This window comes from Bradyrhizobium sp. 613_E4_N2_2, from assembly GCF_052075995.1.
In the GTDB taxonomy this organism is placed as follows: Bacteria; Pseudomonadota; Alphaproteobacteria; order Rhizobiales; family Xanthobacteraceae; genus Bradyrhizobium; species Bradyrhizobium barranii.
The window spans coordinates 1,283,253-1,307,985 of record NZ_CP197234.1 but is presented as its reverse complement, the minus strand read 5'-3'; the positions used below and the strand labels follow the sequence as shown (position 1 = coordinate 1,307,985).

Annotated in this window: 27 protein-coding genes; 3 read left to right on the top strand and 24 right to left on the bottom strand. The window is 66.0% G+C overall.

Translation table 11 applies throughout. The features are described 5' to 3' along the window. Positions 1 to 10: 10 nt before the first annotated feature. The 8 genes from AB7290_RS06115 to AB7290_RS06080 are packed head-to-tail and all read right to left on the bottom strand — an operon-like array spanning position 11 to position 7,788. Entirely contained in the window at positions 11 to 1,132 is a 1,122-nt protein-coding gene (locus AB7290_RS06115; RefSeq protein ID WP_085401812.1) for an NAD(P)/FAD-dependent oxidoreductase, read from the bottom strand. Beyond that, complete coding sequence (locus AB7290_RS06110; RefSeq protein WP_085401811.1) at positions 1,129 to 2,547, bottom strand: FAD/NAD(P)-dependent oxidoreductase; 1,419 nt, start codon at positions 2,545 to 2,547, stop codon at positions 1,129 to 1,131. The genes AB7290_RS06115 and AB7290_RS06110 overlap by 4 nt, the downstream gene beginning before the upstream one ends. Beyond that, positions 2,544 to 2,840: a (2Fe-2S)-binding protein gene (locus AB7290_RS06105; protein ID WP_063981059.1), complete on the bottom strand. Its 297-nt coding sequence runs from the start codon at positions 2,838 to 2,840 to the stop codon at positions 2,544 to 2,546. The genes AB7290_RS06110 and AB7290_RS06105 overlap by 4 nt, the downstream gene beginning before the upstream one ends. A 29-nt stretch (positions 2,841 to 2,869) precedes the next feature. Continuing rightward, positions 2,870 to 4,006, bottom strand: coding sequence for an NAD(P)/FAD-dependent oxidoreductase (locus AB7290_RS06100; RefSeq protein ID WP_085401810.1), 1,137 nt, complete (start codon positions 4,004 to 4,006; stop codon positions 2,870 to 2,872). Positions 4,007 to 4,014: 8 nt separating this feature from the next. Continuing rightward, positions 4,015 to 4,821, bottom strand: a complete 807-nt coding sequence (locus AB7290_RS06095; RefSeq protein WP_085401809.1) for an ABC transporter permease — start codon at positions 4,819 to 4,821, stop codon at positions 4,015 to 4,017. Then, on the bottom strand, positions 4,818 to 5,693 hold the full coding sequence (locus AB7290_RS06090) for an ABC transporter permease (protein WP_085401808.1): 876 nt from the start codon (positions 5,691 to 5,693) through the stop codon (positions 4,818 to 4,820). The genes AB7290_RS06095 and AB7290_RS06090 overlap by 4 nt, the downstream gene beginning before the upstream one ends. Next, complete coding sequence (locus AB7290_RS06085; RefSeq protein WP_085401807.1) at positions 5,690 to 6,730, bottom strand: ABC transporter ATP-binding protein; 1,041 nt, start codon at positions 6,728 to 6,730, stop codon at positions 5,690 to 5,692. Before AB7290_RS06085 ends, AB7290_RS06090 begins: the two co-directional genes overlap by 4 nt. Positions 6,731 to 6,753: 23 nt before the next feature. Continuing rightward, a complete protein-coding gene (locus tag AB7290_RS06080; protein WP_085401806.1) occupies positions 6,754 to 7,788 on the bottom strand; it encodes an ABC transporter substrate-binding protein in 1,035 nt (344 codons plus the stop codon). A gap of 273 nt (positions 7,789 to 8,061) precedes the next feature. Between AB7290_RS06080 and AB7290_RS06075 the strand changes: the two genes are divergently transcribed. Then, positions 8,062 to 8,979 carry a LysR substrate-binding domain-containing protein gene (locus AB7290_RS06075; RefSeq protein WP_085401844.1) on the top strand — a complete coding sequence of 306 codons (918 nt, stop codon included), beginning with the start codon at positions 8,062 to 8,064 and terminating at the stop codon, positions 8,977 to 8,979. Here the strand turns inward: AB7290_RS06075 and AB7290_RS06070 are convergent. From AB7290_RS06070 to AB7290_RS06030, 9 genes are read right to left on the bottom strand one after another with little or no spacing between them, the layout of a single operon-like run. Then, complete coding sequence (locus AB7290_RS06070; protein WP_085401805.1) at positions 8,969 to 10,342, bottom strand: amidohydrolase family protein; 1,374 nt, start codon at positions 10,340 to 10,342, stop codon at positions 8,969 to 8,971. The two genes, AB7290_RS06075 and AB7290_RS06070, sit on opposite strands and share 11 nt — an antisense overlap. Next, positions 10,339 to 11,922 (bottom strand): ABC transporter substrate-binding protein, encoded by a 1,584-nt coding sequence (locus tag AB7290_RS06065; protein WP_085401804.1) that lies wholly within the window; start codon positions 11,920 to 11,922, stop codon positions 10,339 to 10,341. Before AB7290_RS06065 ends, AB7290_RS06070 begins: the two co-directional genes overlap by 4 nt. A gap of 22 nt (positions 11,923 to 11,944) precedes the next feature. Then, positions 11,945 to 12,601: an aspartate/glutamate racemase family protein gene (locus AB7290_RS06060; protein WP_441253364.1), complete on the bottom strand. Its 657-nt coding sequence runs from the start codon at positions 12,599 to 12,601 to the stop codon at positions 11,945 to 11,947. Positions 12,602 to 12,609: 8 nt separating this feature from the next. Beyond that, the gene (locus AB7290_RS06055; protein WP_028151441.1) at positions 12,610 to 13,494 is read right to left on the bottom strand and encodes a polysaccharide deacetylase family protein; all 885 of its coding nucleotides are present in this window, start codon (positions 13,492 to 13,494) and stop codon (positions 12,610 to 12,612) included. Continuing rightward, positions 13,481 to 14,296, bottom strand: coding sequence for an ABC transporter substrate-binding protein (locus tag AB7290_RS06050; RefSeq protein WP_085401802.1), 816 nt, complete (start codon positions 14,294 to 14,296; stop codon positions 13,481 to 13,483). The genes AB7290_RS06055 and AB7290_RS06050 overlap by 14 nt, the downstream gene beginning before the upstream one ends. A 15-nt stretch (positions 14,297 to 14,311) precedes the next feature. Beyond that, complete coding sequence (locus tag AB7290_RS06045) at positions 14,312 to 15,076, bottom strand: amino acid ABC transporter ATP-binding protein (RefSeq protein WP_085401801.1); 765 nt, start codon at positions 15,074 to 15,076, stop codon at positions 14,312 to 14,314. Further along, positions 15,073 to 15,930 (bottom strand): amino acid ABC transporter permease, encoded by an 858-nt coding sequence (locus AB7290_RS06040; protein WP_014492344.1) that lies wholly within the window; start codon positions 15,928 to 15,930, stop codon positions 15,073 to 15,075. The genes AB7290_RS06045 and AB7290_RS06040 overlap by 4 nt, the downstream gene beginning before the upstream one ends. Next, complete coding sequence (locus tag AB7290_RS06035) at positions 15,927 to 16,751, bottom strand: ABC transporter substrate-binding protein (protein ID WP_085401800.1); 825 nt, start codon at positions 16,749 to 16,751, stop codon at positions 15,927 to 15,929. Before AB7290_RS06035 ends, AB7290_RS06040 begins: the two co-directional genes overlap by 4 nt. A 53-nt stretch (positions 16,752 to 16,804) precedes the next feature. After that, positions 16,805 to 17,761 carry an N-carbamoyl-D-amino-acid hydrolase gene (locus AB7290_RS06030; protein WP_085401843.1) on the bottom strand — a complete coding sequence of 319 codons (957 nt, stop codon included), beginning with the start codon at positions 17,759 to 17,761 and terminating at the stop codon, positions 16,805 to 16,807. Between the two features lie 151 nt (positions 17,762 to 17,912). Between AB7290_RS06030 and AB7290_RS06025 the strand changes: the two genes are divergently transcribed. After that, a complete protein-coding gene (locus AB7290_RS06025) occupies positions 17,913 to 18,839 on the top strand; it encodes a LysR family transcriptional regulator (RefSeq protein ID WP_085401799.1) in 927 nt (308 codons plus the stop codon). A 29-nt stretch (positions 18,840 to 18,868) separates the two neighbouring features. After that, positions 18,869 to 19,582, top strand: a complete 714-nt coding sequence (locus AB7290_RS06020) for a type 1 glutamine amidotransferase (RefSeq protein WP_085401798.1) — start codon at positions 18,869 to 18,871, stop codon at positions 19,580 to 19,582. Positions 19,583 to 19,791: 209 nt separating this feature from the next. On the opposite strand, the gene AB7290_RS06015 is transcribed toward AB7290_RS06020, so the two are convergent. The 7 genes from AB7290_RS06015 to ruvC all read right to left on the bottom strand — a co-directional run bounded on the left by AB7290_RS06015 (position 19,792) and on the right by ruvC (position 24,654). Next, entirely contained in the window at positions 19,792 to 20,259 is a 468-nt protein-coding gene (locus tag AB7290_RS06015; protein ID WP_085401797.1) for a nuclear transport factor 2 family protein, read from the bottom strand. A gap of 93 nt (positions 20,260 to 20,352) precedes the next feature. Beyond that, the gene (gene ybgC / locus AB7290_RS06010; protein ID WP_085401796.1) at positions 20,353 to 20,802 is read right to left on the bottom strand and encodes a tol-pal system-associated acyl-CoA thioesterase; all 450 of its coding nucleotides are present in this window, start codon (positions 20,800 to 20,802) and stop codon (positions 20,353 to 20,355) included. Positions 20,803 to 20,871: 69 nt separating this feature from the next. Next, entirely contained in the window at positions 20,872 to 21,786 is a 915-nt protein-coding gene (locus AB7290_RS06005; protein ID WP_085401795.1) for a metallophosphoesterase, read from the bottom strand. 150 nt (positions 21,787 to 21,936) lie between these two features. Continuing rightward, entirely contained in the window at positions 21,937 to 22,989 is a 1,053-nt protein-coding gene (gene ruvB, locus AB7290_RS06000) for a Holliday junction branch migration DNA helicase RuvB (RefSeq protein WP_085401794.1), read from the bottom strand. After that, positions 22,986 to 23,516, bottom strand: a complete 531-nt coding sequence (locus AB7290_RS05995) for a hypothetical protein (RefSeq protein WP_071916641.1) — start codon at positions 23,514 to 23,516, stop codon at positions 22,986 to 22,988. Before AB7290_RS05995 ends, ruvB begins: the two co-directional genes overlap by 4 nt. Beyond that, positions 23,513 to 24,130 carry a Holliday junction branch migration protein RuvA gene (gene ruvA / locus AB7290_RS05990; RefSeq protein WP_063981036.1) on the bottom strand — a complete coding sequence of 206 codons (618 nt, stop codon included), beginning with the start codon at positions 24,128 to 24,130 and terminating at the stop codon, positions 23,513 to 23,515. The genes AB7290_RS05995 and ruvA overlap by 4 nt, the downstream gene beginning before the upstream one ends. Further along, positions 24,127 to 24,654, bottom strand: coding sequence for a crossover junction endodeoxyribonuclease RuvC (ruvC, locus tag AB7290_RS05985; RefSeq protein WP_039156321.1), 528 nt, complete (start codon positions 24,652 to 24,654; stop codon positions 24,127 to 24,129). The genes ruvA and ruvC overlap by 4 nt, the downstream gene beginning before the upstream one ends. Positions 24,655 to 24,733 lie beyond the last annotated feature (79 nt).

Genomic DNA, 24,733 nt, shown 5'->3' with positions numbered 1-24,733 from the left:
TGTCCTCTTCTTAGAGCGTGGAAGGATGGAAACGGTCGATGCCGAGATCGCCGATTCGGGTCTGGGTGCCGCCATTGACGATCAGCTCGGCCATCACGGCGCCGGCGCCGGGGCCGAGCTGGAAGCCGTGCAGGGAGAAGCCGAACTGGTGATAGAGGCCCTTGTGGCGGCTGCTCGGTCCGAACACAGGGATATCGTCCTTCATCTTCGCCTCGATGCCGGCCCAGGCGCGGACGATCGTCGCGCTGCGCATCACCGGGAACAGCTCGAACACGGTGCGCGCGCTGATCGCGAGGCTCTTCCAGTCCAGCACGGTCTCGTTGCGATCCTGATAGGGCGTCGCCAGGTGGCCGCCGCCAATCAGCACGGTGCCGTTGGAGAATTGCTTGAAGGAGAGCTTGCGCCCGCGCAGGATCACGACGGGGTCGATGAAGTGCGGCACGCGCGAGGTGATCATCAGCATCGGCGCCACGGTCTCGACCGGAACGGGCTCGCCGAGCGCGGCCGCAATGTTTCCGGCCCAGGCGCCGGCGGCATTGACGAGCACCGGCGCGGCATAAGTCTCGGTGCCGACATCGACATACCAGAGGCCGTCGCTGTAGCGGATGTTGCTGGCCGCCACGCCCTCGCGCACGGTCGCGCCGAGCTGCTCCGCCTTGCGCCGGAACGCCGTCGTCGTCTGCGCCGGATTGGCGGCCCCATCGCGGCGCGACACCACGCCGCCCGGACATGTCTCAGCCACGGCCGGCACGAGGCGCCGCAATTCAGTCGCGTCGATCAGCTCTTCATGGGTGAAGCCAAGCGCGTTCAGCTCGGCGACACGCGCGCGGCAGACCGCGAGCTCCTCCTCGTTCTCCGCGACGAGAACCTGACCGTAACTCTCAAAGCTGCAATCGTCGTCGAGGAGATCGGTGATCTTCTCCCAGATCCCCATCGAGCGGATCGAGAGCGGGATTTCGGGCATGTGCCGCGCGAGCTGGCGGACGCCGCCGGCATTGACGCCGGAAGCATGGCGGCCGGCGTAGTCTTTCTCGATCAGCACCGGCTTCATGCCGGCGAGGCACAGATGCAGCGCGGTCGAGCATCCGTGGATGCCGCCGCCGACGACGATCGCATCCACGTTTTGGGTCATCCGCGTACCACCGCCTTGACGTCGGCCTCGCTCTTCGGGACGGAGGCGAGCTCGGCGAGCGTGATCGGCTTGACCGGCGCGCGCAGCCGGTAATAGCCGATCTCCTGTGCCGTCTTGCCCCGCGCCTGCGCCATCAACTCGGTGACCGTGAGGCCGCAGAGCCGGCCCTGGCACGGCCCCATGCCGGTGCGGCGATAGGCCTTGAGCTGGTTCGGCCCGGTCGCGCCGATGGCAACGGCATCGAGAATGTCCTTCGCGGTGACTTCCTCGCAGCGGCAGACGATGGTGTCGCCCGTGGGAATGCGGAACTGCGGCGCCGGGCGGAACAGCGTGTCGAGAAAGACGCGGCCGCGCTCGGCCTTGGCGAGATCGGCGCGGAGCGTCGCCATCGGCGCAAGCTTTGTCGCAACCGCAGGCGCCAATGCCTCCACTGCCGCGCGCGCCGCGATGCGGCCACGGACCACAGCCGCATTGGCACCACCGATACCGGCGCCGTCACCAGCGATCGCGATGCCCGCTACCGACGAATTGCCGCTCGCGTCTAACACCGGCGACCAGCACAATTGCAGATCATCCCAGCGATGCTCGATACCGGCGGCCATCGCCAGATTGACATTGGGCACGACGCCCTGATGCAGCAGCAACAGGTCCGCCGGAATCGTCTCACGCTTGCCGCCGGCGACATAGCTCACATTCGCGAGCTGGCCATCACCGGATGCTGAGAGCTCGGTCACACCTGAGACGACCTGCGCCTTCGCTTTCACCTCGCGCATCATCGACAGCCCCTTGGTGAAATAGGGCGAGGTCAGGAAGGCGAAGGCGTGCGGCAACGCGGCGAAGTAATTGCCGCGCTCGGTGGTGTCGAGGATGCGATCGATGCGGCCGCCCAGCCGCAAGATCTGCGCGGCGAGCAGCCAGAGCAGAGGCCCCTGCCCCGCGATCACGGTGCGGCCGTCCGGCACCAGGGCCGATGATTTCAGCATCGTCTGCGCCGCGCCCGCGGTCATCACGCCCGGCAAGGTCCAGCCGGGAATCGGGAACGGCCGCTCCAGCGCGCCGGTCGCGAGGATCACGCGCTGCGCCTTGAGGAAAGCGGAGGCACCGCCGATCGAGACGGCGATCTCGAGATTGCGGTCGAGGCTCCAGACGGTGGCGCGATGGATAATCTCGGCGCGGCTCGCGCGGAGCGACTGAACGAGATCGGCACCGACCCAATAGTCGGCGCCAAGCTGGTTGCGGTCGGTCACGGGCGTGGACGAGATGGCACGAAACACCTGGCCGCCGGGGCCGATGTTCTCGTCGAGCAGCAGCGTCGACAGGCCGGCTTCGGCGGATGTCGCAGCGGCCGCGAGGCCGGCGGGCCCGGCCCCGATCACCACGACGTCATAAGCTTCGCGCTTGGGAGCCACAGTCATTTTCCGATCTCCCGCTTGCCCTTCTGAATCTCGATCTGCATGCCCTCGGCGACGGGCACGAGGCAGCCCTGGCGGTTACCGACGCCGTCGATGGTGACGAGGCAGTCGAAGCACACCCCCATCATGCAATAGGGCAGACGCGGCGCGCCGCTCACTGCGGTGGAACGGCGCGCATCACAGCCGGAGGCCAGCAGTGCGGCGGAGACGGTGTCGCCCTGGCGCGCCGCGATGGCCGTGCCATCCACGAAGATCTGGACCTGCGGTCGCTTGTCCTGTTCGGATCGTCTAAACATGGGATGCCTCTTGGCTCCTTGAGATATCTCTAATAGCCGCTGTTGTTCGCAGCACCGGCGACGCCGAAACGGCTGGCCGAGAACGCGCCGACCAGCTCCGGCTCGAGCGCGCCAGCTGCGACCATGCGCGCGATCTCGAAAGCGTGGTTGGAGGCGAGCGTCACGCCGGAATGGCAACAGGCCACGAAGGCGCCGGGATGCGTCTCCGACTGGTCGTAGATCGGAAAGCCGTCCTGCGGCATGACGCGGATGCCGGCCCAGCTCCTGACCACGTTGAGCCGCGCCAGATGCGGAAACATCCTTTGCGCGCGATCGGCCATCACGGCGCTGACGGAATGCTTCAGGGTGCGATCGTCGAGCTCGTCCTCCTTGCTGTCGCCGATCATCACGGTGCCCTCGTCGGTCTGGCGGATCGTGGTCAGCGGGTGCGGCAGGAACGGCATGGTGCGCTCGGTCACCACGATCTGGCCGCGGGTCGGGCCCATCGGCGCGTGGAGGCCGACCATCGGTGCCAGCGTCTGGTTGGCATTGCCGGCCGCGAGCACGATCTTGGCGGCGCGCAGTTCGCCCTTCGGCGTGGTCAGGCGGAATTCGCCACCGCTCTTGCTGATCGCCGAGACCGGGCGCTCCGGAAAATAGTCGATGCCGAATGCCTTGAAGCCGGTGTGGAAGGCGCGGAAGGTCCGCAGCGAATTGACGTGGCCGTCGAGCGGACAATAGCTGCCGCCGGACACTTCCGGCCCGATCAGCGGCAACGACTTCTTCACCTCGGAGGCGGAGAGCATCTCCATCTTGTAGTCGGCAGCGCCGGTCTGGTTGTGCATGCGCTTGACCAGCTCGGTGCGCTGGCCGAACTCGTCATCGCCAAGCGTGAGATGAAAGCCGCCATTCTGCTGAAGCGAGACGTCGAGGCCTGTCTGCTGCTTCAGCTCGGAGGCGAGCCGGCCCCACGCTTGCGACGCCTGCACGGTCCAGACAGTATAGGCCGGCATGCCGAGCCCTTTGCTCTGAACCCAGACCAGCGCAAAGTTCGCGCGCGAGGCGCGCTTGGTGATATCGCCTTCGTCGAGAACGGCCACGCTCTTGCCTAGCCGGCCTAGACCCCAAGCAATCGCGGAGCCGAGCAATCCGCCGCCGACGACGGCGACGTCATAATCCCTGGACATGGGTTCTCCTATCGTCCCGTATCGCCCTTGCCGGCGAGCACACGGTCGAGCCCGTAGAAGCGGTCGAGCAGAATGAGGGCGGTCATGGTAACAGCGATCACGCAGGCCGAGACCGACGTCACCAGCGGATCGATGTTGTCCTGGATATAAAGGAACATGCGCACCGGCAACGTCTCGGTGCCGGGTGCCGCAAGAAAGACGGTCATGGTGAGATCGTCGAAGGACTGGATGAAGGCGAGCGCCCAGCCGCTGATGACGCCGGGCAGGATCAGCGGCAACGTCACGCGGCGAAACAAAGTCCAGCCGTTGGCGCCGAGCGAGACTGCCGCCATCTCGACCGAGAGGTCCATGCCGGTCGCCGCTGCCAGGGTCAGCCGCAGCGCGAACGGAAACACGATGATGACATGCGCGATGATCAGCGCGGCAAAGCTGCCGCCGAGGCCGGCCGAGGTGAAGAAGCGCAGGAAGGCGATGCCGAGCACGACATGCGGGATCATCAGCGGCGACAGGAACAGCGCCGCGAGCGCATCGCGGCCGCGGAAGCGATAGCGCGCGATCGCGAGCGCCGCCGGCACCGCGAACAGCAGCGCCACGAAGGATGAGAGCGCACCGAGCCCCAGGCTGACCCAGAAGGCATGGATGAATTCGGGATAGTTGGCGATCGCCCTGAACCAGCGCAGCGAAAAACCGTTGGTCGGCAGCGACAGAAAGCCTTCCGGCGTGAAAGCAACGAGGCAGACCACCAGGATCGGCGCGACCATGACGATGACGAAGATGGTGTGGAAGATCAACGCGAGCGGGCCGTTCCGGCTCATCGGAACACCTCCGCGTAGCGGCGCTCGATCAGCGCGTTGCTGCCGACGACGATCAGCACCAGCGCGACCAGCAGCAGCGTTGCGACCGCTGCACCGAGCGGCCAGTTCAGCGTGTTGAGGAATTCGTCATAGGCCAGCGTCGCCGCGACCTTGAGCCGGCGGCCGCCGATGATCGCCGGCGTCGCGAAGGCGCTGGCCGAGAGCGAAAACACGATGATCGCCCCCGACAGCACGCCCGGCATGATCTGCGGCATGATGATGCGGCGGATGATGGTCACGGGTCCCGCGCCGAGCGACATCGCGGCGTTCTCGATCTGCGGGTTGAGCCGCTGGAGCGCGGCCCACACCGACAGCACCATGAACGGCATCATCACATGGGCGAGCGCAACCACCATCCCTGTCTCGGTGAACATGAAGGGAATGGGCGAGCGGATCACTCCGAGCGACATCAGCAGCTTGTTGACGAGCCCGTTGTTGCCGCCGAACAGCAGCGCCCAGCCGAGCGTCCGCGCCACCACGGAGATCAAGAGCGGCCCGAGGATGACGAGCAGAAAAAGACTCTTCCAGCGCCCGCTCATGCGGTTGAGGATGTAGGCTTCCGGCGCACCAAGCACGGCGGTGAGCAGCGTTGTCAGGATCGCGATGCGAAACGTTCGCCAGAACATTTCGGCGTAATAGGGATCGGTCGCGATCTCATGCCAGTTCTTCAGGATGAAGACGGGCTCGATGCCCTTGTACTGACCCCAGTCGTGGAACGACAGCATCACCGTCATCGCCAGCGGGATCAACAGCACGCCGACGAACAGCATCAAAGCCGGCGCCGTCAGTGCCCATGGCGCGCGTGCGCTGCGCTCCTCGGCGGCCGTGCTCATGCGACACCCCTCGCGCGCACGCTCATGTCCTCGGGCCGCCAGACGAGGCGAACCGCCTCGCCCTCTGCCGGCGGCGCCGTCCCGTCATTCTGGCGGATCACGATCGCGGGCCCGCATTCGCTGTCGCACTGGAACAGCCAGTGATTGCCCTGGAAGATACGCGTGACGATCTTTGCGCCGAGCCCCGTATCGCCAAAGCCGATCCGTTCAGGGCGAATGCTGACAGTGACGGGGCCACTGAGCCCGGCCGGCGCCGGCGCGTTCCAGGAGCCAGCCACCACCCGCACCGGCGTCGCGGCCCGATCAATCGTCGCCGCAAAATCGTTGGTCTTGCCGAGGAACTGCGAGACGAAGGCCGAGGCCGGCTTCTCATAGGTCTCCTGCGGCGAGCCGATCTGCTCGATGCGGCCCTGGCTCATCACCACGATGCGGTCGGACAGCGACATCGCCTCGTTCTGGTCGTGGGTGACCAGGATCGTCGTGGTGCCGATGGTGCGCTGGATCTGGCGCAGCTCGATCTGCATCTCCTCGCGCAGCTTGGCGTCGAGATTGGACAGCGGCTCGTCGAGCAAGAGCACGCTCGGCTTGATCACCAGCGCGCGCGCCAGGGCCACGCGCTGCTGCTGACCGCCGGACATGCGGCGCGGATGGCGGTCCTCGTAGCCGGCAAGCCCGACCATCGCGAGCGCGGCGCGGACGCGCTCGGCTCTTTCGGCGCGCGGCACGTTGCGCATCTCGAGGCCGAACGCGACGTTCTCCGCCGCCGTCATGTGCGGAAACAGCGCGTAGCTCTGGAACACGATGCCGAGCCCGCGCTTCGCGGGATGGATCGCGGTGAGGTCCTTGCCCTCCAGGCGGATCGCGCCGCGTGTGGGATCGAGGAAACCCGCGATCATCTGCAAGGTCGTGGTCTTGCCGCAGCCGGACGGGCCGAGGAAGGAGATGAACTCCCCCTTCCCCACCGACAGACTGAAGTCATCGACCACAGTCTGCGCGCCGAACTGCTTTGCGACCCGATCGAGCTCGAGATAGGCCATGCGCTGTCTCCGCAACGATCAGATCAACGCTCGACCTCGCGATTCCAGCGCTTGGTCCACTCCTCGCGCTTCTCGTTGATCACAGTCCAGTCCGGATTATAGAGCTTTGCCGCGCGCTCGCCGATCGGCGCCATCTTGCCGAGCTCCAGCGGTACCACCAGTGATTTCAGCACCGGGCCGTAGCCGTAGTCCTTCAGCAGCACGAGCTGGATCTTTGGGTCGAGCAGCATCTTGATGAAGCTGGAGGCCAGCGGCGAGGCATTCGGCTTGGTGATCGGACACGCCGTCGTCAGCAGCGTCGCCGCGCCTTCCTTGGGATAGACGAAGTCGACGGGGAAGCCGGTGTTGGCAAAACTCTGCACGCGGCCGGTGCCCCACACCGCGATCACGGCCTGGCCGGATTGGAACAGCTCGGTCATCTTGCCCGGCGACGGCTCATAGGCGAGCACGTTCGGATTGATCTGCTCCTTGAAGATCTTGAAGCCGGAATCGACGTTGGTCTCGCCGCCGCCGTTCATCTTCGACAGCATCACCAGCGCTTCGAGGCCGTAGGTGTTGTTGATCGGCGGGATCACGAGCTGTTTGGCGTATTTCGTGTCCTTCAGATCGTTCCAGGAGGTCGGCGGCGCCCAGCCTTTCTCGGCGAACACCTTGGTGTTGTACATCAGGCCGGTCGCGACGATGCCGATCGCAACGGCGCGATCGTCCTTGAAGCGGGCGGTGTCATAGAGATCGGCCGGCAGACCGTCGAGCTTGCCGCAGAAGCCGAGCTGAATCGCCTGGTACATCGGGCCGTCGTCGACGATGGCGACGTCGATCTGCTGATTGCCCTTCTGCGCCTGGAGCTTGGCCAGCGTGTCCGTGGAGTTGCCGGCGACGTATTCGACCTTGACGCCGTTCTCCTTCTCGAAGGCCGGGATCACCTCGTCGCGGATGGTCTTCTCGAACGAGCCGCCGTAGCCGGCGACGTAGAGCGTTTTCTGCTGGGCCGAGGCGGCCGACGGGACGGCGATGAGCGCTGCGATGCTGACCGCGGTCAGAAGGCTGAGAGTCTTCATATGGACCGATCTCCAATACCGGGATGAGGTGACGTGCCGAAAAATCTCTGACTGAGGCGCCTTCCGCATTTCCTTCCGCGCCAACCCTCTCCGGACAGGGCTCCGGCCCCTGTTCGCGAGGTTTTGGCGCGATTCGGAGGTTTGAACCCCTCCAATCTGCCGAAAAAGCGGGCTGTCTCCAGTCCTGATGAAAAAGATCGCAAACCCTGGCTTCCATCGTCCAATGAATAATGGCACCCTCTGCATGCCTAAATGTTATGGATGGAATTGGAGATGGCGCGGATCAATTCGCGGCAGGTGGAGGCCTTCCGCGCGACGATGCTGACCGGCAGCGTGACTGAGGCGGCGGCGCTGATGACCGTGACGCAGCCGGCCGTAAGCCGGCTGCTGCGCGACCTCCAGGCGCTGCTGAAAATGGAGCTGTTCGAGCGGCGCGGGACTGGCCTCGTGCCGACCGCCGCGGCGATGGCGCTCTATACCGAAGTGGAGCGCTCCTTCGTCGGGCTCGAACGCATCACGGCGGCGGCGGAAGAAATCCGCGGCCGTCGCACCGGGTCGCTGCGGATCGCAGCTCTGCCGGCGCTGTCGAACGGCTATCTGCCGCGGCTCGCCGGACATTTCCTGAAGGAGCGGCCCAACCTCAACCTCGCCTTCTTCGGCGTGATCTCACCGATCGTGGTCGATTGGGTGCTCAACAATCAATGCGACATCGGCTTTGCCGAGGTGCCGATCGCCCATTCCGGCCTGCCGAGCCAGCGGCTGCCCGCGTTGGCGCGCGTCGCGGTGCTGCCGACCGGTCACCGCCTCGCGGAGAAGGAGGTGCTGGAGCCGCGCGATTTCGGGGGCGAGACATTCATCTCGCTGTCGGCGGGATCGTCGAGCCGGCACCTCGTCGACCAGGTCTTCCATCGCCACGACGTCCGCCGCGTGCTCAGGGTCGAGACCACGCTGTCGGAGATCATGTGCGGCATGGTGTCATCAGGGCTCGGCGTCGCAATCTGCGATCCCTTCACCGCGCAGGAATTCTCCACCCGCGGCATCGTCGTGCGCCGCTTCCTGCCGCGCATCGACTTCGAATTCTCCGCGGTCTTTCCGGCGCAGCGCAGCCCCTCGCCCGTGGCGCTCGATCTGGTCGAGACCATGCGCAAGGCGCTGGTTGAATTCGAGGACGACGCAACACTCAGCCGTTGAACGCGGCCTGCGCCTCCGGCAGGTCCCAGATCTTGCAGATCGCAGCGGTACCAGCCGCCGTGATCGCCGCTTCGTCGGCGCCGAGATAGCATCCCTCATCGACTAGCATGCGGCCGTCGACCATGACCTGATCGATGTTGGCGCGGTTGGCAAGCGCGATCAGCGCGCGGCGCGGATCGAACAGCGGCTGAAGATGCGGATGGGTGAGATCGACGACGGTGAGATCGGCCGTCGCGCCCGGCTCGATCCGGCCGAGATCAGGCCGCTTGATGACGTCGGCGGCCACGGCCGTGTTGGCCTCGATCAGCTCCGGCGAATTGGCGACATCGGCGCGCTGCGACGTGACCTTGGAGATCAGCGACGCCGCATTGAGTTCGCCAAGCAGGTCCATGTTGTAGCCGTCGGTGCCGACCACGGTGCGGACGCCGTGCTCCGCGAACCGGCTGAACGCCGCGGTGACGCCGGCGCGCGCGAATACGCGCGGGCAATTCAGCACGGTCATGCCGCAGGCGGCCATCAGCTTGAGATCGTCGTCGGTGCTGAACATGCAGTGCGCGGCCATGAGGTCGGGCGCGAGCAGGCCTAGCCAGTCCAGATATTGCGCCGGCGTGCGGCCACCATAGCGCTTGCCGATGGTCTCGACCTCGGCGCGGCTCTGCGCCATGTGCGTCGTGATGGGCACGCCAAGCTCGCGCGCCCGTGCGGCGCAGGCTTTCAGCAGATCGGGACCGCAGGTGTCCGTGGCGTGCGGGCTCATCGCAAGACTGATGCGGCCGTCGCCGCGATTGTTCCAGCGCTGATAGAGCGCGTCCCAGGTTGCCATGTCGGCGGTGCCATCGTCGCCGGAATAGCGGACCACGCCGTCAGGACCCGCCTTGGCATCTGATGTCGAGAACAGATAGGGCGCGCCGTAGAAGCGGATGCCCATCTCCTCGGCCGCATCAAACATCTCGGGGATCGAGTTGCGGAACGGCTCCATCACGGTGGTGGCGCCGCCCTTCAGAAGTTGAAGGATGCCCAGCCGTGCGACGGCCATGCGCTCTTCCGCCGACAACAGATCGGCGCCGCGCTTGGTCAGCGGCAAGAGCACCGTATAGACGATGCTCTGGTTGTTACGGCGTCCGTTGCCGTCCTCGGTGTGGCTGCGCGCCACCGCCTCGGAGAAGCAATGATTGTGCAGGTTCAAAAGACCAGGCAGCACGAAGCGGCCGGGACGATCATAGACCTGATCCGCGCTCGGCCTGTCGCGCGTGATTGCCGCGATCTTCTTGCCTTCGACCAAGACCCAATGGTCGCGCAACACGTCCTGCGCGCCGTCCTTGCGTGACAGCACATAGCTGCCGAAAATTGCTGTGGTGCTCATGCGGGGCGTACGTTCCAGAAGACGGCGGTGCCGTCGAGAATGCCGGTGATGGCTTTGCGATAGGCGGTCGGCTGCTTGTACAGGCCGATCGGAATATAGGGGATTTCGTCGAACGCGACCGCCTGGATCTCGCGGCAGATGCGCTGCTGCTCGGCGAGCTCGGAGGCCGCCAGCCACTGGCTGCGCAAGGGCCCCATCTTCTCGCTCGCGTACCAGCCGGCGACCTTGCCTTCGCCGCGGATGTTGGTGTTGCCGGCCGGATTGAGCCAGTCGATGCCCTGCCAGTTGCCGACCGCGGCGCTCCAGCCGCCCTGCCCGATCGGGTCTTTCTTCAACTGGCGCTGCAGGACGACGGCGAAATCGAGCCCGGCATATTCGACGTTCATGCCGGCCTTGCGCAAGCTGTCGACCGCGATCTCGCCGAGTGGCTTCTGCGCCAGCGAATTGGTGGGGACCAGCACCACGATCTTCTCGCCATTGTAGCCCGCGGCCTTCAGCTCGGCCTTGACCTTGGCGTAGTCGCGCGGGCCGCGGAACACGTCGAGGCCGACGTCGCTCGCCATCGGGGTATCAGGCGCGAAATAGCCGATCGGCGAGACCTGGAAGGCCGGATCGGTGCCAGCCACGGCCGTCATGAACGCGGATTGATCGATCGCACCCAGCAGCGCGCGGCGCACGGCAGGATTGTCGAACGGCGGCTGCAGATGATTGAGGCGCAGCATGCAGGCGTAGCCTCTGGGGTCAAGGATGCGCGTCTCGATATCGCCGGCGGCCTTGATGATCGGCAGCAGATCGTGCGGCGTGGTCTCCTGCCAGTCCTGCTCGCCGGTCTGGAGCGCGGCGACGCCGGTGCCGGCATCGGGCGTTGTGGTCCAGACCACGCGATCGTAGTGCACGATCTTCGGTCCCGCGGTCCAGTCCGGCTTGCCGTCGGTGCGCGGCTGGTAGCGCTCGAATTTGGCATAGGCGTTGCGCGCGCCCTGCACGCGCTCGTCGGCGAGATAGCGGAACGGGCCGCTGCCGATGACTTCGGTCAGCGGCTTGAACGGGTCCTGGCTCGCCAGCCGCTCCGGCATCATGAAGCAGGGATTGATCGCGGCCTTGCCGAGCGCCGGCGGCAGCAGCGGGAACGGACGCTTGAGGCGGAAGCGGATGGTGCGGTCGTCGGCAGCCGAGAGCTCGGCGGTCGCCTCCAGCAGCTCGCCGCCAAAGCCGTCGCGCGCCGCCCAGCGGCGGATGCTGGCGACGCAGTCGCGCGCCAGCACACGTTCGCCATCGTGCCAGAACAGGCCATCGCGCAAGCTGAGGTCCCACTGCAGCAAGTCAGCGGAGATGGCGTGGCCCGACAACATCTGCGGCGAGACCTGGAGCGAGGAGCTCATGCCGTAGAGCGTGTCGTAGACCATGAAACCATGGTTTCGCGACACCTGCGCGGTCGAATAGATGGGGTCGACGAAGGCGAGGTCGATGACGGGAATGAAGCGCAAGGTGCTCTGCGCTTCGGCGCGTACGATGCCCGGCAGTGAAAGCGCGGGCACTGTTGCGGCAGCCTTGAGGAGCGAGCGGCGGGAGATCGGCATGACAAAAGGCTCCTGAAGGATCTTACGTATTCAACAAGACCGCGCCGATTGCAGCGGCGACAGCCTGCTGCGCCGGCTCGATCACGGGCACGCCGATCGCATCCACAATCGCCGCGCGGTGCGAGGCCATGCCGGCGCACCCCATCACCACGACGTCGGCGCGGCATTGGGTGACCAGCGCGCGGCCGGCTTCGATCAAGCGGCCGCGGATATCGGCGCCTGCCGTTTCCGCCGCACTCGCACCCACCGACCAGCTTCCGGCGTAACGGCCATCGACGCCCATTACCCGCGCCATGCGTTGCTGGCGGCGGATGCTCGATGGCGACAGCGCGATGATGCCGAAGCGTTCGCCCAGCATCAGCGCGCGAAAGATGCCGCATTCGGCGATGCCCAGCACCGGACGGCGGCCTGCCGCCTCGCGCACGGCATGCAGGCCGGGATCGCTGAAGCAGGCGAGCACGAAGGCATCGGCATCAGCGCGCGTGACGCGGTTGACCAGCGGCATGACCACGCTATCGGCATCGCGCTGCGAGCTGATGCCTGGCGGTCCCTCGGCGAGGCCAACCACCTCGATGTCAGGCCCGCCGGCAATGCGCAGCGGCGCGACCGCCTCGTCGATCGCCCCCGTCACCGACGCCGAGGAGTTGGGGTTGATGACGAGGATGCGACGACGGGTCATGGCACTGCTCAGCGGTTACCGGCTTCGTGGCGCAGGAAGTTCTCCGCGATCTTCTCGCCGGTCGTGATCCAGACGTCCGGGCACGACTTTGCGTAGGTCAGGAACTCGCGCAGCAGGCGCAGCCGCATGGGGCGGCCGCTGCACTGGGGATGCAGCACGGTCGTGACCATGGCGCCCCAGTCCCTGGTTTCGTCGAGCTCGTCCTTCCAGATCGAGAGCACGTGCTCCTTGGGGAAGATCGAGCGCGGGCTGAAGCGGGCAGAGAGGCCGTGCATCCAGTCGTCATAGCTCGCTGTGACCGGCAGCTCGATCGTGCCGGGCTTGCCGTCGGCGAGACGATGGCGATAGGGCCGCACGTCGTCGCGGAACGAGGACGTGTAGACGATGCCGTGACGTACGAGTGCTGCGCGCAGCTCCTCGGTGAACTCGCCATAGGGCGCGCGGTAGCCGGTCGGCCTGACGCCGAGCCGGCGCTTTAGCGCCTCAAAGCCGCGCTCCAGCTCCTCCTCGATCCAGGGATCGCCGGGATCGGGCAGCAGATGGTGATAGCCGTGATGGCCGATCTCGTGGCCGGCCTTGAGGATCGACTCGGCCATCGCCGGATGCGCGTCGACCGACCATCCCGTGACGAAGAAGGTCGCCTTGAGATCGAGCTGGTCGAGCAGCTCCAGCAGTTTTGGCGTGCCGACGCGCGCCTCATAGCCGCCATAGCTCATGGTGATGAGCCGCTGCGCGTGCACCGCGTCCTTGCTGGTCCACGCGCTCTCCGCGTCCACGTCGAACGACAGGAACATCGCCGAAGTGTAGGGTTTCGGCCAGGGATATTCCGGCGCGGGATCGGCGGTGTTGGCCGGAACGAGCGGGATGCTCTTGAGTGCCTTACTGTCCAGCATTGATGGTCGCCTTCTCTAATCCGTTGTCGTTCAGTTTCCACTTGGCAAGCAGGGTCTTGTAGGTGCCGTCGGCGATCAACCCATCGACCGCTTCGAGAATGGCCTGCTGAAGTGCCTTTTCCTTGACCGGCAGGGCAATGCCGGTGAATTGCTGCGCGATGGGCTCGCCCACGGACGCATAGGCGCCGGGCTCGAGGTCCATGATGTAGGGCAGCGTCTCGTTGCCTTGGGCGGCGGCATCGATGCGGCCCTGCCTGAGCTGGGTGCGGGCGTCGGCCGAGCCGTCGGTGCCGATGAACTGGATCGGATTGCTGCCGCAATTCTTCTCGCTCCACGCCGCGATCTGCGCCGGGAACATGGTGCGGCGGCTGGCGCCGACCTTCTTGCCGCAGAGCGATGCCGCGTCCTTGAACTCCGCCTTGCGCGACTGCTGCACGAAGAACTGCGGGCCGCTCCTGAGATAATCGACGAAGGACGCGATGTCGTGACGGCTCGCGTAGTCCGTGAAGCCGGACAGAATGGCGTCCACGCGCCCGGTCGAGATCGACGGCATGAACTCGGCAAAGCTCGTCTCCTGCCATTCGATCTTGACGCCGAGCTTGCGGCCGATGGCTTCGCCGAGATCGATGTCGAAGCCGGACAGCGCGTTGGTGGCGGGATCGCGGAATTCCATCGGCGGATAGTTCGGGACCAGCGCCACCTTGAGACTGCCGCGCTTGGCGATCTCCGCCGGCAGCTCGATGGACAAGGCCGAAACGGTCATGGCGCCGAAAAGCGCCGCCGCAACCCAAAGTCTCTTCATCAACACGCCCCCATTTCAGATCACAGCCGAAAGAAATGCCTTGGTGCGCTCCTCGCGCGGCGCACCCAATACGTCCGAGGCGCGCCCCTGCTCGACGATCGCGCCCTGGTCCATGTAGACGACGCGGTCGGCGACCTCGCGCGCGAAGCCGAGCTCGTGCGTCACCACCATCATGGTCATGCCGCTCTTCGCCAGCTCCTTCATGACCGCGAGAACCTCGCCGACGAGTTCCGGATCGAGCGCACTGGTCGGCTCGTCGAACAGCATCAGCATCGGCTTCATGGCGAGCGCGCGCGCGATCGCCACGCGCTGCTGCTGGCCGCCGGAAAGCTGCGCGGGATACCAGTCCGCCTTGGCGGACAATCCGACGCGCCGGAGCAGTTCGAGCGCCTCCGCGCGCACCTCGTCGGACTTGCGCCCCTGCACCTGAAGTGGACCTTCGGTGATATTCTCTAGCGCGGTCTTGTGCGGAAACAGGTTGAAGCGCTGGAACACCATGCCGGTCTTCAGCCGCTGCCGCCCGATCTCCCGCTCGCTGAGGCGATAGAGCCGCCCGCTTTGCTCGCGCACGCCAAGCAGCTCGCCGTCGAGCCAGATGCCGCCAGCATCGATCATGGCGAGCTGGTTGATGCAGCGGAGCAGCGTGGTCTTGCCGGAGCCGGAGGCGCCGATCAGGCACATCACCTCGCCGGGCCAGACGTCGAGCGAGACGCTTCTGAGAGCCTGGAATTCGCCAAAGCTCTTGCTGACGGAGCGGATCGCGACGAGGGGTTTTGTCATCGCGCCAGCCGCAATGTGCCGCGGGCAAAACGGCGTTCGAGCAGCATCTGGAGCGGCGTCAGGATCGAGACCACGAGCAGATACCAGAGCCCGGCGACGATCAGGAGCTCGATCACGCGCGAATTGGCGTAGTAGATGTTTTCGGCGTTGTGCAGCAGTTCCGGATACTGGATGACGCTCGCGAGCGAGGTCGCCTTCACCATGCCGATGAACTCGTTGCCGAGCGGCGGGATCACCACGCGCATCGCCTGCGGCAGGATGATCCGGCGCAGCGCGCGCAGCCGGCCCATGCCGATCGCCTGCGCCGCCTCGTATTGCCCGATGTCGACCGACAGCATGCCGGCGCGCATCACCTCGGACGTATAGGCGCCCTGGTTGATGCCGAGCCCGAGCAGCGCGGCGAGGAACGGCGTCATGACGTCGACCGCGCGCGCAGACCACAGGCCGGGAATGCCGATGGTCGGAAACACCAGCGCGAGGTTGAACCACAACAGCAGTTGCAGGATCAGCGGCGTGCCACGGAACAGCCAGGTGTAGCCGGCCGCGACCGTCTTCAGCACCGGATTGGGCGACAGCCGCATGACCGCGACGACAACGCCGAGGACAATGCCGAGCGCCATGGCCAGCACCGCCATCACCATCGTGTTGACGATGCCTTCGAGAATGACTTTTGCGGTCAGGAAGCGACTGACATAGGACCATTCGATCTGGCCGCCGGCGAAGGCGCGCACGATCGCCGCCAGCACGAGGACGATCAGGGCCGCGCTGAGCCAGCGAAACCAGTGCGGCTCGCGCGCGATCCGCATCCCCGACAGATCAGGGAAACCCTCCGCGAGTGCCGGCACCGGCTTCATTGCGGCGCCGCATTCAGCATGGGCTGGGCCACCGCGTTGGCCCCCAGGCCCCATTTGTCGAGGACGGCCTTGTAGGCGCCGTCGGCGATCATTGCCGTGAGCTTCTCCGTGACTACTTCGCGCAAGGCCGCGTCGTCCTTGCGGAACATGATGCCCTGATAGCCTTTGGCGAAGGGCTCGCCGACGACGCGATATTTGCCGGGCTCCTGCGTCTGCGCGTAAGGCAGCGTCTCGCTGCCCTGCACGGCGGCGTCGATGCGGCCCTGCTTGAGCTGGTTGCGGACGTCGATCGAGTTTTCGCCGGGGACGTACTGAATGGCCGGCTTGCCGGCCGGCTCGCAGTTCTGCTTGCTCCACTTCTCGATCTCGACCGGGAAGCTGGTGCTGCGGGTGGTGCCGACCTTCTTGCCGCAGAGATCTGTCGCGTCCTTGGCCGCATTGTCCGCCATCACGAAGAACTGCGGGCCGGTCGCGAGGTAGTCGACGAAATCGGCGGTCTCGCGCCGCGAGGCGCGGTCGGAGATGCCGGAGATGATGAAGTCCGCGCGCCTGGTCTGGAGCGACGGGATCAGCTCGGCGAACGGCGTCTCGCTCCAGACGATCTTGACGCCAAGCCGCTTGGCAAGTTCGTTGGCCAGATCGATGTCGAGCCCGACGAGCTCGTTGGTGGCGGGATCGCGATATTCCATCGGCGCGTAGGTGGAGTTGACCGTGAGTTTTACCACGCCCGCCTGCTTGATCTCCGCCGGAAGCTCTGCCGCTTGCGCTGACGTTACGGTAGCCAGTACTGCGAGACCGAGAGAGAGCGAGAGGCGTATCATGTCAGCTCCTTTGCCAACGTTTTGCTTTGAGTCCTTTGCCAGCGCCGTGCCAGTCAGTCCGCGTCGAGAACGGCCGGCTCGATGACGCCGGCGCGTTCGGTGATCACCCTGTATTGCTCCGGCCGCCGGTGGGCGGCGAAGTTGAACATCTTGTCCTTGCCCTGGCGGCAGAGATCGAGATCGATATCGGCGACGATTACCTCGTCGGCCAAAGTCTGGGCTTGCGCGACGATGCGGCCGTTGGGATCGACGATGCAGGAGCCGCCGATCAACCCGGAGCCGTCCTCCTCACCCGCCTTCGCCACCGAGATCGCCCAGGTCGCGTTCATGTAGGCGTTGGCCTGTGTCACCAGTGTCGAGTGGAAGGTGCGCAAGGACGCGTCTTCGGTGATGCCGCCGTTGGGGTCATAGGCCGCCGAATTGTAACCGATGCAGACCAGCTCGACGCCTTGCAGGCCGAGCACGCGCCAGGATTCCGGCCAGCGGCGGTCGTTGCAGATCATCATGCCCATGATGGCGTGGGCCCAGGCCGATCCGGCGCGGAAGGCGGGGAAGCCGAGGTCGCCATATTCGAAATAGCGCTTCTCGAGCTGCTGGTAGCGCGCGCCTTCGCGCGGCTCGACCGAGCCCGGCAGATGCACCTTGCGATAGCGGCCGAGGATCTCGCCATCGCGATCGACCAGGATCGCGCAATTATAACGTCGACCGTCCGGCGTCAGCTCGGCATAGCCGACATAGAAGCCGACACGCAGCGCGCGCGCACGGTCGAACAGCTTTGCCACCGCCGGGTTCGGCATGCCGCGCTCGAAGTAATGGTCGAGCGCGTCGCCTTCGAGCAGCCAGCGCGGGAAGAAGGTGGTGAAGGCAAGCTCGGGAAACACCACGAGGCTGGCGCCGCGACCGGCGGCCTGCTCCAGCAAGTCGAGCATACGCGCCAGCGTATGCTCGCGCGTATCGGCTTTTTGCGTCGGCCCCATCTGTGCGGCGGCGGCGCGAAGGACACGAACCAAGATTGCCTCCAATATGTGCGCAGTGCTGCCTCAATGGGCGAATGAACCCTTTGATGCGACGTGCAAATCCGCGACCATTACGCGGAAGCGGGGCTGCAAAATCAATTCGTTCTGCTATGATGTTTTGGCCCAGAGTATAATCGGCAGTGATATGAACCTGCGTCAGCTCGAGATCCTGCGTGCCGTCATCCGCCATCGCACCACGGTGGCGGCGGCGGACGAGCTGGCGCTGTCGCAGCCGGCGGTCAGCAACGCGCTGAAGACGATGGAGGCGCAGGCGGGCTTTGCGCTGTTCGAGCGCGTCAACAACCGGCTGTTTCCGACCGCGGAGGCGATGGCGCTCTACAAGGAGAGCGAAGCGATCTTCGCGCTGCACGCCAAGCTCGAGAACCGCGTCCGCGATCTGCGCGAGAACCGCTCCGGGCATCTCGCGCTCGTCGCGACGCCGCCGCTGGCCTACAGCATCATCCCGTCGGCGCTCTCAAGCTTCCTTCGCCGCCGCCCTGAGACGCGCGTGTTCTTCGACGTGCGGCGCTATGAGGGCATCATCGAGGGCGTGCTCAGCCGCGTCGCCGAGCTCGGTTTCGCGCTGGGGCTGACGCATCATCCCGGCATCGCGCATGAGGTGGTGCACACCGGCGAGATGGTCTGTGTGCTGCCGCCGCGGCATCCGCTTGCCGACAAGCCGGTGATCTCGGCCGCCGATCTCTCCGGCATGCCCTTCATCGGGCTCGAGCGCGGTACGCGCCTCGGTGAGGCCGTGCGCGACAGCTTTGCCCGCGCCGGTGCGCCGTTCCAGCCGACCGTCGAGGTCCGCTACTGCAACACGGCTTGCGTGCTCGCCGCCGCCGGCGTCGGCGCCGCCGTGGTCGATCCGTTCTCGCCGCGACAGAACGGCGGCAGCGGCCTCGTGGTGCGGCCGTTCACGCCCACGACGCACGCCGTCGCCTATATGCTATGGTCGGAAGCCGAGCCGCTGTCGCGCCTGGCCAAGGCGTTTCTCAACGAGGTCCGGAAAGAGAGCGCACTGCTGGCGCGCCCAGCGCCACACCAGCAACATGGGGCAGAAAGCGACTGAGCTTCGCAACCTTTTGACCCGGGGGGCACATGGCACGCATCACCATCATCGAGACCGGACAGGTCCCGCAGAAGTACCGCGAGCAGCACGGCTCGTTTCCCGACATGTTCGAGCGCATGGTCCGCGCCGAGGATCCGACCGCCACGGTGGACGTCGTCAGCATCCCCAATGGCGACGCACTCCCCGACCCGAGCAAGCTCGAGGCCGTGCTGATCACCGGTGCTGCCGCCGGTGTCTATGACGGGCTCGACTGGATCGCGCCGCTGGAAGATTTCGTGCGCACGGCTTACGCCAACAAGACGCCGATGGTCGGTGTCTGCTTCGGCCATCAGCTGATCGCGCAGGCGCTCGGCGGCACCGTGCAGAAGTCGGAGAAGGGCTGGGGCATCGGCCGCCACGTCTATCAGGTGCTGCCGGAGAACGGCGTCGTCGACGGCAAAGCGGTTGCGATCGCCGCCTCGCATCAGGACCAGGTGGTCGAGCCGCCCAGCGATGCGCTGACGATCCTCTCGTCCGAATTCACCCCGCATGCCGGCCTGCTCTACGCCAACGGCACCACGCTGACCGTGCAGCCGCATCCGGAATTCGACGTGGAGTTTGCGCAAGTGTGCTGCGAGCTCCGCGACGGCAAGGCGCCGGAGGATGTCGTTGCGACCGCGAGGGAGTCGCTGGCGGAGCCGATGGACAACGCGAAGCTGGGTGCGGCAATCACGCGGTTTTTGGCGCGGCGCGCGGCGCCTTAATTCAAGGTCCTCGCCACGCGCACCTCTTCCCTTCTCCCCTTGCGGGAGAAGGTGGCGCGAAGCGCCGGATGAGGGGTTGCCTCAGCGCACTCAATAAGAGTCGGACTCGCGGAGGGAGACCCCTCACCCGTCTCGCCGCTGCGCGGCGAGCCACCCTCTCCCACGGGGGGAGAGGGTGCAGCGTGCTCGCTGCACTATCTCCGCAAGCCTCAGAACGGATCCGTCCCCAGCCCCGGCACATCCGCCGGCCGCGGTCCCGGCGCCGGCCAGTGAAACCGGCGGTCCTTCTCGGCAATCGCGATATCGTTGATCGACGCCTCGCGCCGCCGCATCAGCCCGTGCTCGTCGAACTCCCACTGCTCGTTGCCGTAGGAGCGATACCACTGGCCGCCCGCATCGTGCCATTCGTACTGGAAGCGTACCGCGATGTGGTTGCCGTCGAAGGCCCAGAGGTCCTTGATCAGGCGGTAGTCGTGCTCCTTCTCCCATTTGCGGGTGAGGAACGCGACGATGGCCTCCCGGCCCTGAAAGACCTCGGAGCGGTTGCGCCAGCGGCTGTCCTCGGTATAGGCGAGCGAGACTTTCACCGGATCGCGCGAATTCCACGCGTCCTCGGCCATGCGCGCCTTTTGCGCGGCGGTCTCACGGGTGAAGGGTGGAAGTGGCGGGCGCGACATGGTGGCCTCATCGGTTGGTCCGGGCCGCAATCTATCGCTGCAATTGCTGGAGTCGATAGGCCATCACCTATCGGCCGATCACTTATCGGGTGATCAGGAAATCAGATCGGCCCTCATCAATGACCGGATCGATTTCGGGATCGGCTGGGCGCGGCCGCCGCTGATGAAGGCGACGCGCACCTCGGCCTTCACCAGCACGTCCTCGGCTCGCCGCACCTCCTGCGCCAGCATGATGGAGGCGCCCTTCACCGCAACCGGCCACGTCACGACGTCGAGCACGTCGTCCATCCGCGCGGGCTTCAGAAAGTCCAGATGCATCGAGCGCACCACGAAGGCAAAGCCCGCGCCCTCTGTTTCGACCTGGTCGAACAGCGCCTGCTGCTCGGCGCCCATCAGCCGCAGATGGTTGGTGCGCCCGCGCTCCATGTATCGGAGATAATTGGCGTGATAGACGATGCCGGAGAAGTCCGTATCCTCGTAGTAGACGCGGACCTGCATGTGATGGCGGCCGTCGCGGATCTCGCCGTCGAGATGGGCTGTCACGTCGCGAGCCTCTTCGCTTTTTGCAACCGGTCCGTTTTGCGCAAAAACAGCCGGCCGCGCAAGCGCAGGTTATGCCACGGCCGGCGTCCTTCCCAGCGTCACCTCGACGATTTCCGGCGGCACGCCGACGCGGACCGGCATGATGCTGCAACCGAGGCCGCCGGAGACGATGACGTCGCATTTCAGCCGGAAGTGACCATAGGCGAGCCGCAGGCCGTGCTGAGGCGAAACAGCCGGCGACCAGCCGAACAGGCGGACCTGGCCGCCATGGGTATGGCCGGACAGTTGCAGCGCGACGCGCGCGGGTACGAGCGGCGCGATATTGGGCTCGTGCGCGAGCAAGATGACCGGCGCATCGTCGGTGACCTTCGCCAGCGTACCCGCGAGATCGTCGGCGCCAAGCCGGTGCACGCGGCCATAGCGCTTCGCGGGATAGTAGGCGAGCTGATCGCCGAGGCCCGCGAGCCAGAAGGAGCGTCCGTCCTTGGTGAGACGCACGACGTCGTTCTCGTAGACGGGAATACCGGCCGCCTCCAGCGCGCGATGGGCGGCTGTCGGCCCGTGCCCGGCCTGCTGCACGGCCCTGTCCACCCAATAGTCGTGATTGCCCATGACGGCATGGACGCCGAGCGGTGCCTTGAGGCCCGCGAGCACCTTGGCCCATTCGCTCGACGGAATGATGCGCGTGACCTGGTGAACACCCGCGACATAGTCGCCGAGCAACACGATGACATCGGCGTTGAGCGCATTGGTGCGATCGACGATGCCCTCGATCCGCTCCAGCGACATCCAGGGATCGCAGGCATGAATGTCGGTGACGATGGCGATCTTGAGCGGAAAATCCGCCGGCCATTGCCGCGGGGTCGGGTGATAACGGGTGACGCGGAGCCGCAGCGGCTCGATGCCGACGCCATAGGCCGCGGTCGAGACGCCGAGCGCGGACAGGCCGCCGATGGAACGGATGAGATGACGACGCGTGATCATGGAAGCCCGATGGTGATGCAGCTTTGTGATGCGGTCCGATTGGAGCGGAATTGGGGTCCGCTCGTGCAGACGGCCTGCATTCGCGTGCAGACCGTTTGCACAAAGGTTACCGGAAGTTCATGACAACCGACGCACCTTGCATCAACGCAATCAGTCGTCGCTCTCGTCCGTGCCGAACAGGCCGAACTGTGCCGCGGCATCGCGCGAGGGCTCGGCGATGCCGAGATGGCGGAAGGCGTGCGAGGTGAGCAGGCGGCCGCGCGGGGTGCGCTGGAGATAGCCGCACTGAATGAGATAAGGCTCGATGATGTCCTCGATCGCATCGCGCGGCTCGGACAGCGCGGCGGCCATCGTCTCGACGCCGACCGGGCCGCCGCCATAGTTCTGCGCGATGGTCGTGAGGTAGCGGCGGTCCATGGCGTCAAGGCCCGCGGCGTCGACCTCGAGCGCGCTCAGCGCGTGGTCGGCGATCTTGCGGTCGATCGAGGCGGCATCGGCGGCGGAGGCGAAATCGCGCACGCGCCGCAACAGGCGGCCGGCGATGCGCGGCGTGCCGCGGGCGCGGCGCGCGATCTCGTTGGCACCGTCGGCGCTCATGCCGACATTGAGCACGCGCGCGCCGCGGGTGACGATGCTTTCCAGCTCTTCGATGGTGTAAAAATTGAGCCGGACCGGGATGCCGAAGCGGTCGCGCAAGGGATTGGTGAGGAGGCCGGCGCGCGTGGTAGCGCCGACGAGCGTGAATTTCGACAGCTCGATCTTCACCGAGCGTGCCGCCGGGCCCTCGCCGATGATCAGGTCGAGCTGAAAGTCCTCCATCGCGGGATAGAGCACCTCTTCCACCGCCGGGCTCAGGCGATGGATCTCGTCGATGAAGAGCACGTCGCGCTCTTCGAGGTTGGTGAGGAGTGCGGCGAGATCGCCGGCCTTGGCGATCACCGGACCCGAGGTGGCGCGAAAGCCGACGCCGAGCTCCTTGGCGACGATCTGCGCCAGCGTGGTCTTGCCGAGGCCAGGGGGGCCTACGAACAGCACGTGATCCAGCGCCTCGCCGCGCTTGCGCGCCGCCTCGATGAAGATCGAGAGGTTCTTGCGCGCCTGCTGCTGGCCGACGAAGTCGGACAGCGATTGCGGACGTAGCGCGGTGTCGCCGACGTCATCGGAGCGGCGCTCGGGCGTGACGATGCGTGGGGGAGTGGTCATGCGGGCAGGATAACACGATGCAGCGGTTTCGCGAGCCACCAGCACAGGCTGGCCGGAATGACGGCGACGACGGCGAGCATCGCCGAAAGCTTCAGCGCCTCGGGCGCGGAACGGACACTCGGCACGATCACCGCCGAGGTTTCGGAGGGCACGACGAACATGCCAACCATGACGAAGCCGGCCGCGCCCACGGCCGCGGCGAGCCACGCCATCCAGATCATGTTGAGATCGGCGTAGACCGCCGCCAACGCAAATATCAGGCCGGCGACGACTGCAGGAAGGAACGAGGCGAGAATCGTGACGATGGCCAACAGCACGACCGCGATCGAAACCAGAGCACGCAGTGCTTCCAGTTCGAGGAACACGAGAAACATCTGCAGCACCGCGGCGCCGAGCGCCGTTACCGTCACAGCAACCAACGCGGCGGTCGTCAGCGGCCCGACAATGGAGAAAATCACGACGATACCGGCCACGCGCGAAAGGCGACGAAACAGGGCGGCGACGGGATTGGCGTGGGCCGCGCTCACTTCGACAGCTCCTTCAGGCCTAGCCGGATGAGTTGCGCGGTCTCGGCGCTCTCGCCCGCGCTGCGCGATGCGGATGCAATAGCGGCAGCCGCCTGCGGCTGGCCGTAGCCGAGATTGACCAGCGCAGAGATCGCATCTGCCACCGGGCGCGGCGCGCGCTGGTCGTCGACGGCGCCGGCGAGATGCACGACGGCGGGATCGACATTGGCGAAAGCAGGCGCCTTGTCCTTCAGCTCGGTAACGATGCGCTCGGCAACCTTGGGGCCGACGCCCGGCGTGCGTGCCACCGCGGCCTTGTCGCGCAGCGCAATCGCGTTGGCGAGGTCGGAAGGCGCCAGCGTGCCGAGCACGGCGAGCGCGACCTTGGCGCCGACGCCCTGCACGGTCTGGAGCAGGCGAAACCATTCGCGCTCCTGGTCGGTGCGGAAGCCGAACAGCTTTATCTGGTCCTCGCGGACGTAAGTCTCGATCGACAGCACCGCGGCCTCGCCGGGCGAGGGCAGATGCTGCAGCGTGCGGGCCGAGCAATGCACCTGATAGCCGACCCCGCCGACGTCGAGGAGCACATAATCCTCGCCGTAGGAATCGATCAGGCCCTTGAGCTTGCCGATCATAAGCCCGCCACCTTCAGCCTGAGCGCCGTGCTTTGGCGATGATGGGCGTGGGTAATGGCGATGGCGAGCGCGTCGGCGGCGTCCGCTGACGGCGGCTCGGCTTTCGGCAGCAAAATCTTCAGCATCATCGCGATCTGGTGCTTGTCGGCGTGGCCGGCGCCGACCACCGTCTTCTTGACTTGGTTCGGCGCGTATTCGGCGACAGTAATGCCGAACATCGCGGGCGCCAGCATGGCGACGCCGCGGGCCTGGCCGAGCTTCAGCGTCGCGACGCCGTCCTTGTTCACAAAGGTCTGCTCGACCGCGGCTTCCATCGGCTTGTGACCGGACAGGACAGCGGCAAGCCCCTCATGGATCGCGAGCAGCCGGCTCGCCAGCGGCAAATCGTCCGGCGGTTCCACCGAGCCGCAGGCGACGTAGATCAGGCGATTGCCCTCGGCCTCGATCACGCCCCAGCCGGTGCGGCGCAGGCCGGGGTCGATGCCGATGATGCGAACGGGGCCACGAATCGGGAGCGCAGTCATGGGCCAGTGATAGCGGCTGGCTGCGGTGGGGGAAACAGAAACAGAACGGAAGTAACAGGGGAAGTGGGGTGTCGCGATT